Source organism: Campylobacter coli LMG 9860 (assembly GCF_000254135.1).
Taxonomy (GTDB): domain Bacteria; phylum Campylobacterota; class Campylobacteria; order Campylobacterales; family Campylobacteraceae; genus Campylobacter_D; species Campylobacter_D coli.
Window position 1 is genome coordinate 1 of sequence record NZ_AINS01000087.1, and the last position, 8,259, is coordinate 8,259.

Genomic DNA, 8,259 nt, shown 5'->3' on the forward strand with positions numbered 1-8,259 from the left:
GCTTGTTTGGGTTTGGGTGGGATTAGATAGTGAGAATTGGTTGGTTTTTGTAAAGATATAGGGTTTGAAACTATGTTTACAAGATAAAAGAATGAGATATTTGAGATTGTTAAAGCCAAGTAATGATTAAAGATTGGAGAATGAAGGTGTAATCGTATGCATGCTTTCTAAATGATTAAAATAATTAAGTTTTATGTATTTTTCTTTATTGCCTATAATGAAGATTGTATTTTTTGCTCGAGTTAATGCAACATTGATTAAATTTGGCCTAGATGCTACCCAATTTCTAGCATTTTCGTTATTTCCACCTAAGATAAGTATGATTATATCTGCTTCTTTTCCTTGCATTGTATGTATAGTACCAATTTTATCATCTTTTAAATTATTATATTTATTGGCTATATCTTTTAATTTTTGTTTAACATCTACAAATGGCGTAATGATTCCAATCTCTAGATCATATTGAGTAATTTCATCTAAAAGTATGTGTAAATATTCTATTTCCCTTTCATTGCAATTACCATTCCATTGTTCTTCTTTGATATTGTACCAAGTGTTTTGTAATTGTAGGGTGTTTTCATTTTTCTTTCCATATATCATCATACCGCCATATGCGATTTTATTAGATAGTTCAAATATAGGTCGGTCGCAGCGATTATGCACACGCAAGGGAGAGCCTAACCATATTTTTTGACTGTCTTGATAAATATATCTTCCATATGATTGCAAGAAGTCGCATCTACTTTGTAAAGAAGTATTTTTAACATCAAAAGCTTTATCTATATTGAAGTATTGTGTAAAAAAATTATTTATATTGTTTGGAATATTTACAATAGGTTCAAGCTGTAGTGGATCTCCTATTATGATGGCTTTTTTTGTTCTGTATATAGCCCCAATGGCACTTGTTATAGTGCTTTGTCCTGATTCATCGCTGATTAGATATCCAAATTGATTATGTCCTATATCTTTAAAACAAGAGCCAAAAGAAGCATAAGTGGAACTAATCGATGGTATTATAAAAAATAAACTTTTCCATATTTCAACAATTTTATTTTCCGAAAGATTCCTATAGTTGTTGTTTTCTAAAATATCACTTAATACTTCTAAATTTTGAGCAAAATATAGATTATTACTTAGTATGGCTACTTTGTGAAGATTAAGTGCTTTTATAAATAAGTCTTTTCGTGCTTTAGAAAGTTCTGTTGTTTCGCCATTTTCTACCATAAAAAATGAAGATTTTTCCATAGATGCTTCATCATGTAAATAAAATTTTTGGTTGAGAAAAGAGATATGCTTTTTTATATTTTTTACATAACTTTTTCCCATAAGTCTATATGAAAGTATTTTGTATAGGTAAGTAATAGTATTGATTAAACTGCTATCATTTTTTAGTTTGTTGTAAATTTTTACTTTTTGGATTATATGTTTTTCTTTTTTGTTTTTATCTAGTAGATTATTAACCCTGCGCAATGCTTGGTTGAAATCATTTTTTGCTTGCTCAAAATCTTTACTAGTGAGCTTATTGCTTTTTATATAATTTATAAGACCGATAAATTCATATTCTTTTGATTTAAAATCTTTTAAAACATTGTATATAAAAGAAGATTTATTGGAGTTATTACCCAATATACCACATATCAATCCCCAAGCTTTAACTTCAGTTTTTTTATTTTGGTTTAAAAATCTTGTAGCTATCTCACTAAAATAATCAAGATCTTGAATATAGCTACTATCGATACCATTATTTGTAGGTATTTCTTTGCTTATATTTTCTACAGCATTATTGTTACTAGAAGATAGTATGATCTCATAACCTTTTACCTTTTCATTTAGCTTATAAATTCCATCCTCTTTTTTTATAATTTCATCATAATTTAGTTTTGAAATTTCTATAGCCCTTTGAGTAATAATACCTGCTATGATATCTTTTACAAGCGTTGTTTTTCCAGTCCCTGGAGGTCCATTGATAGAGTAGATATCGTTATGATCTTTATTCATTTTAAGTATTTTGTTTACTGCAAATTGTTGAGAATACATCAATGCAAATTGACTTACAAAAGAGCTAGGAGCCAATTCATCAATATAGTTTTCCAAAATTTCTAATTGATTTGTTTTTATATCTATGCGTTGTTTTATTTTATTGCTTAGATACTTATCTATCATGGGAAATGTGTTTTCTTCATAATTATTTAAAATATTCGCTAATTCTTGTATATAAAAACTATTTAGAAATACATTTTCATTCATAGTTTTAGTAAGATTAACTGATATTCTAAATTTGTTTCCAAGTAATGGAACATCGTGTTCTATGATTTTGATAGCGTTATTGTAAAATTTATCAATACATATATTTTTAAGCGAAGACAGTTCCTTGGCAATGTTTTGGCTTAGATTAATAAAATCAATATAAGATGATTTTATATTTTCAATATTGTTTATAGCCCATGGTGCAGTGGATAAATAAAAATTTTTCGCATTAAAAACAAAATCATTATCTATTATTGGATTGAAATTTTGATGAATGTTTGAGTTAAATTCATTGAATTTTATAATTTCATTTTCATTTGTAAAATTTAAACGACCATTAAATTTTAGAACAAAAGATGCATATTCTGTATTTAAATTATCGTAAAAATTTTCCAAGTCTTTGTTAATATTAAATTTATTTATAATATTTTCAAATAAGGTTTTATTGTTATAGATGGCACCCTGTATGATAATTTCTACACTATAATCATCTAAATTTTTGTTATTTAAGGTTAAGGCATTGCAAATTTTTTCAATCTTTTCTCGAATATATTGGTTAATATATGAAGTTTCGCATGTATCGCAACAATTGTTTATCTTTTTGATATTTTGAGGTGTTAAATATTCCACAAAAAGTAAATATTTTAAAATATCAATATTGCTACTCAAGTTAAATCCTTAAATAAAAATATATAAACTATATCTTAACATGTTTTTACAAATTTCCATTTTCTTAAAGTAAAATTTTGATAAAATAGAAACTATTTTAAAAAAAGGTGCAAGATGAAATTTGAAGCCATAGATGAAAAAGAATTTTTAAATCCTTACTACCGCAAAAAGCCGATTTTAGAAGCAGAGTTAAACGAATTTATTAAAGCTTTGAAAGATTATAAAACAAGCTTAGAAAACAATCTCAAAAACAACGAAGACTCCCTAGTAGCAAACGCTTTAAGCAAATTTTTTGAAAATTTGCATTTTGAGTGTGAGATAAAAAGCATACATAAAGGCAACAGCGGTATAGATCTTGCTTTGAAAAAAGACAAGCAAATTCAAGTCATCATTGAAGCAAAATTGCCCCATTCTAAAGAATTCTTTAGTCAAAGCAAGCCCAACTGCAAGGCTTTGCACGAGTGCATTTTGTATTATCTTCGTGAAAGAAAGGCTTTAAATTCATCACTCAAGCACATCATCATCACGGATTTTTATCGTTTTTATATCTTTAAGGCGGATTTGTTTGAAGAGCTTTTTAACAAAAACAAGTATTTTAAAGAAGCTTTTGAAAATTTTGAAAGCAAAAATTCTCTTTTCAAGGGCAATACCGATGAATTTTACAAAGAGTGTGAAAAGCTTTTAAGCAGTGAAAAATACCTTGATTCTATCACAAGAAAGGATTTGTTTGATGAGCCTAGCTTAAAGGGTGTTTTTATCGACTTAAAGCCTATTTTAGAGCAAGAAAAGCCAAGCTTTAGTAAGCTCAAGCCTGTGTTTAAAATTTTTCACAAAGACTTTTTACTAAGCGAGTTTAACCCCAACGATGCAAATTCGCTCAATAACGCCTTTTACAAAGAGCTTTTATATATCTTAGGGCTTTATGAGAGCAAACAAAACTCAAAGCTCATCATCGCAAAAAGCCAAGAGAGCGAAGAAGAGCAAGGCACCTTCTACACCGCTATAAACTCTAAGCTCAAAGAAGAAAATTTTGAAACCATTTTAAAACTTTTGATTTTATGGCTTAATCGTATCTTGTTTTTAAAGCTTATAGAGTCGAATTTGGTGCGTTTTAATGATGATAAAAATTTGAAATTTTTAAATTTCAAAAAAATCCCTGATTTTGACAAGCTTAGCGAGCTTTTCTTTGAAATTTTAGCCAAAGAAAGAAGCACACGAAAGAAAAGCGAATTTGCTTACCTGCCTTATCTAAATTCTTCTTTGTTTGAAAAACAAAGCATAGAAAACACACTTGAAATTTCGAATTTAAACAATGATTTAAAACTTAACTACTACAAAAACACGGTGCTAAAAGATGACAAATGCAAGGCTAAAAAAGGACAAGTGGGGCTTTTAGAATACTTGTTTGAATTTTTGGATAGCTTTGATTTTGGTAGTGATGATGAGCAAAGCGAAATTTTAAGCCAAAAAGAACTCATAAGCTCAAGCGTTTTAGGAAATGTATTTGAAAAACTCAATGGCTACAAAGAAGGGAGCTTTTACACGCCAAGCTTTATCACTTCTTATATGTGTAAAGAAAGCATCACAAAAGTTGTGCTTGATAAATTCAATGCTCAATTTGATCTTGATGCTAAAGATATAAGCGAACTAAGAAAGTCTTTAAGAAAAGAAGATAAAAAAGCACAAAAAGAGCTTTTAAACTCTATAAAAATTTGCGATCCTGCGGTGGGAAGTGGGCATTTTTTGGTTTCTGCTTTAAATGTTATGTTAAGCATTTATGATGAGCTAAATCTTTTTGATGAAGAATTTTACCTAGAAGTGCAAAACGATGAAATTCTCATCACGGGTAGAAAAGGCGAGTTTATAGAGTATAAACGCCCAAGCACGCCTAAAGATAAAGCCCATCTTATCCAGCAAGAACTTTTTCACACCAAAAAAGACATCATAGAAAACAACCTTTTTGGCGTCGATATCAACCCTAACTCATGCGAGATCACCAAGCTAAGGCTTTGGATAGAGCTTTTAAAACATAGTTTTTATCAAAGCTTTGATGATGAGAATTATCACGATCTTAAAACCCTGCCAAACATCGATATAAACATAAAATGCGGAAATTCTTTGGTATCTTACTTTGAAACAGGCAAAAGTCTAAGCCACTACCCTAACATCAAAGAACGTATGAGCAAATACAAACGCATAGTAAAAGACTATAAAGAAGGCTTTTACACAGATAAAAATCTCATTGCCAAGGAAATAAAAAATCTCCAAGAAAGCTTTAAAAATTTTTGTTTGAAAGATAAATTTAACAAAGAGATCAAACAGCTCACAAATGGGGCAAACGAGTATTCTAAAAAATACGGCGATTTTTTAGCCGATGAACATCACGATGAAAAATTTAAAAGCTTTTTTTCTAAAAATATGTTTGAATTCAGTTTTGATGAAAAAGTAGCCATAAAAGAATTTGCAAATCTTAAAAAAGAATACGACAATATCTTTAACCTAGAAAGCAATCATCCTTTTGAATGGCGTTTTGAATTCCCTGAAATTTTGGGCGATGATGGAAATTTCAAAGGCTTTGATCTAATTATTGGCAATCCACCTTATATAAAAGAAGCTGAAAATAAAGAACTTTTTACCAATACAAAAAAGTTAAGAACTTATCAAGGAAAAATGGATATTTGGTATCATTTTGTAGGGCGTGGATTTGATATACTTAAGAATAATGGATATTTAGCATTTATCGCTACAAATAATTGGGTTACAAATTCAGGAGCTAAAAAACTACGCAATATAGTTTTAGAAGAATCCCAAATTTTAAGCCTTGTTGATTTTAGTTCTTTTATGGTGTTTGATTCTGCAAGTATACAAACGATGATTATGAGTTTTCAAAAAACAAAACCGCCTAAAAATTATGAATTTCATTTTGCTAAAATCACAACCCAAACTCCAATTTATGAAGATGCTCTAAGTCTTTTAAAAAATGAAAAAACCCAAAACAATGAAATTTTAAGCATAAATTTAACTCCAAAAAAATTCATAGATAAAACTTTAAATTTTACAAAAAGTGATTATGAAGAACTTTTCAATAAAATTCAAAAATATGGGAAATTTTATCTTGAAGAAAGGGAAGTGGCGCAAGGAATAGTTTATCCTCAAGAAAATATAAATAAAAAATCTTTAGAAATTTTAGGAAATAATTTTTATTTAGGACAGGGAATTCAAAAATTAACAAATGAAGAAGTAGAAAATTTAAATCTTTTAAAAAATGAAAAAATACTTTTAAAACCAATTTTTGAAAGCGATAATATTCAAAAATATTTTGTAAAAAGATATAATTATTTTTGGGTTATTTATACAAATTCATCTTTTAAAAATCCAAATTCTATGGATGATTATCCGAATTTGAAAAAACATTTAGATAAATTTCAAAATGTTATCACTTCTGATAATAAACCTTATGGTTTGCACCGAGCAAGAGATGAAAAATTTTTTACAGGAAGTCCTAGAATAGTAGCACTTAGAAAATGCGTAGGTGAGCCTAAATTTAGCTATGTTGATTTTGATTGTTATGTGTCAGCAACTTTTTATGTGATTAAAACTCAAAGAATTAATGTTAAATATTTAACTGCTATTTTAAATTCAAAGCTTATAGCATTTTGGCTAAAGCATAAAGGAAAAATGCAAGGCAATAATTATCAAATTGACAAAGAGCCTTTACTAAATATCCCTATAGTAACTATAAATTCCAAAAATCAAAAAATAGCTGATGAGCTTATAAATTTAGTCGATGAAATTTTAAAAGCTAAAGAACAAGACAAAAACGCAAACACCCAAGAGTTAGAAAATAAAATCAATTCTTTGGTTTATAAACTTTATAATCTCACCGAAGATGAGATAAAAATCATAGAAAACAAGGAGTGAAAATGAAATTAGTAAAATGCAAGATTGAAAATTTTAGAAGTTATGAAAATACAGAATTTAATTTTTCAGATTTAGGTGTAATTATTGTAAAAAACGATGTAGGAAAATCGACATTATTTGATGCGTTGGATATATTTTTTGAAAATAATAAGGCTTTAGAAGATGATGTTAATATGAATTCAAGTGAGAATAAATTTAGTATTACTTGTTTTTTCAGGTTGAACCACAGAGACAGATTAATATTGATGCTAGTGAAAGCGAAAGAACACAAACATCTTTAGAGAGTGAGTATTTATTAAATCAAGAGAAATTGCTACAAATTAAAAAAATATGGGAAAAAGGAAAGTTAAGTAAAACTTATATTGTTTGTGATTATCCAACCAATTGGGAGAAACCGCTTATCACATTAAAGATTCAAGATTTAAGAAAATTACTCTCCAAAGAGTCTGAAGTTAATCAAAATATTAAAAAAGAAATAAGGAACTTTTTATTTTCACAAGAAAGCTTAAGTTTTAAAGAACAAGAAATAGATATATCCACAAAAGAAACTGATATTGTTAGTATATATAACAAATTAAAGGAAAAAATGCCTAAATTCTTATTATTTAAAACTGATAGAACAAATACAGATAAAGATAATGAAATTACTCAAATAACAAAAGCCATTACACAAAATGCTATCTCTGAAATTGAGCAAAAATTTAATGATATGAAAAAAAATATTTTAGATGATATTAAGAGTTTTGCTAATGCGACACTTGAGCGATTAAAAAGTTTTGATAAAGATATTGTAAAAGACTTAACCCCAGATATTACTTCAAAGGAGTTGAGCTCATTATTTAGTTATGAATTTAAAAGCGATAATGGAATATCATTTAATAAAAGAGGCAGTGGTGTTAAAAGGTTATTTTTATTAAGTTTCTTTTTGGAAGATGCCGAAAGAAAGCATCAATCTAATATGATTTATGCAATTGAAGAACCAGAAACATCGCAACATCCAAACTATCAAAGAATAATTATTGAGTCTTTAAAAAAATTAGCACAGAACAAAGGGCGTCAAATATTGCTTACAACACATACTCCTGAGATTGCAAGAATGGTTAATAAGGAAAATATTATTTTTATACAAAAAGATAACAAAGATAAACGAATAGTTTATCATGGAGATGAAATTGATATAGAGATTCTTGTCGATACTTTAAGCATTATTGTGCCAAATTCTAAGGCTTTAAGTAAGGGTAGGGAACTTGTCAAAGCGATGAAGGAGATAGTGCCAAGACAGCTTTTTGAAGTGGCGATTCAAGCTAGTATAGGCAATAAAATCATAGCGCGTGAAAATGTCAAATCTATGGGCAAAAATGTAACGGCTAAATGTTATGGCGGGGATATAACGCGTAAAAGAAAGCTTTTAGAAAAGCAAAA

General features: G+C 28.3%; 3 protein-coding genes and 2 pseudogenes. 4 read left to right on the plus strand and 1 reads right to left on the minus strand.

Annotated features, from left to right (window positions below; genetic code table 11):
• Positions 1–126 precede the first annotated feature (126 nt).
• Positions 127–2,916, minus strand: coding sequence for a DEAD/DEAH box helicase (locus CCO88_RS08830; RefSeq protein WP_002840295.1), 2,790 nt, complete (start codon positions 2,914–2,916; stop codon positions 127–129).
• Positions 2,917–3,030: 114 nt separating this feature from the next.
• Between CCO88_RS08830 and CCO88_RS08835 the strand changes: the two genes are divergently transcribed.
• The 4 genes and pseudogenes from CCO88_RS08835 to CCO88_RS10960 all read left to right on the plus strand — a co-directional run.
• On the plus strand, positions 3,031–6,837 hold the full coding sequence (locus tag CCO88_RS08835) for a type IIG restriction enzyme/methyltransferase (protein WP_002840298.1): 3,807 nt from the start codon (positions 3,031–3,033) through the stop codon (positions 6,835–6,837).
• 2 nt (positions 6,838–6,839) lie between these two features.
• On the plus strand, positions 6,840–7,118 hold the full coding sequence (locus CCO88_RS11050) for an AAA family ATPase (protein ID WP_002840299.1): 279 nt from the start codon (positions 6,840–6,842) through the stop codon (positions 7,116–7,118).
• Positions 7,043–7,870, plus strand: a pseudogene (locus CCO88_RS10955) (AAA family ATPase); the annotation flags it as partial. The gene CCO88_RS11050 and the pseudogene CCO88_RS10955, both read left to right, overlap by 76 nt.
• A gap of 156 nt (positions 7,871–8,026) precedes the next feature.
• Positions 8,027–8,259 (plus strand): annotated as a pseudogene (locus CCO88_RS10960) (elongation factor 4); the annotation flags it as partial.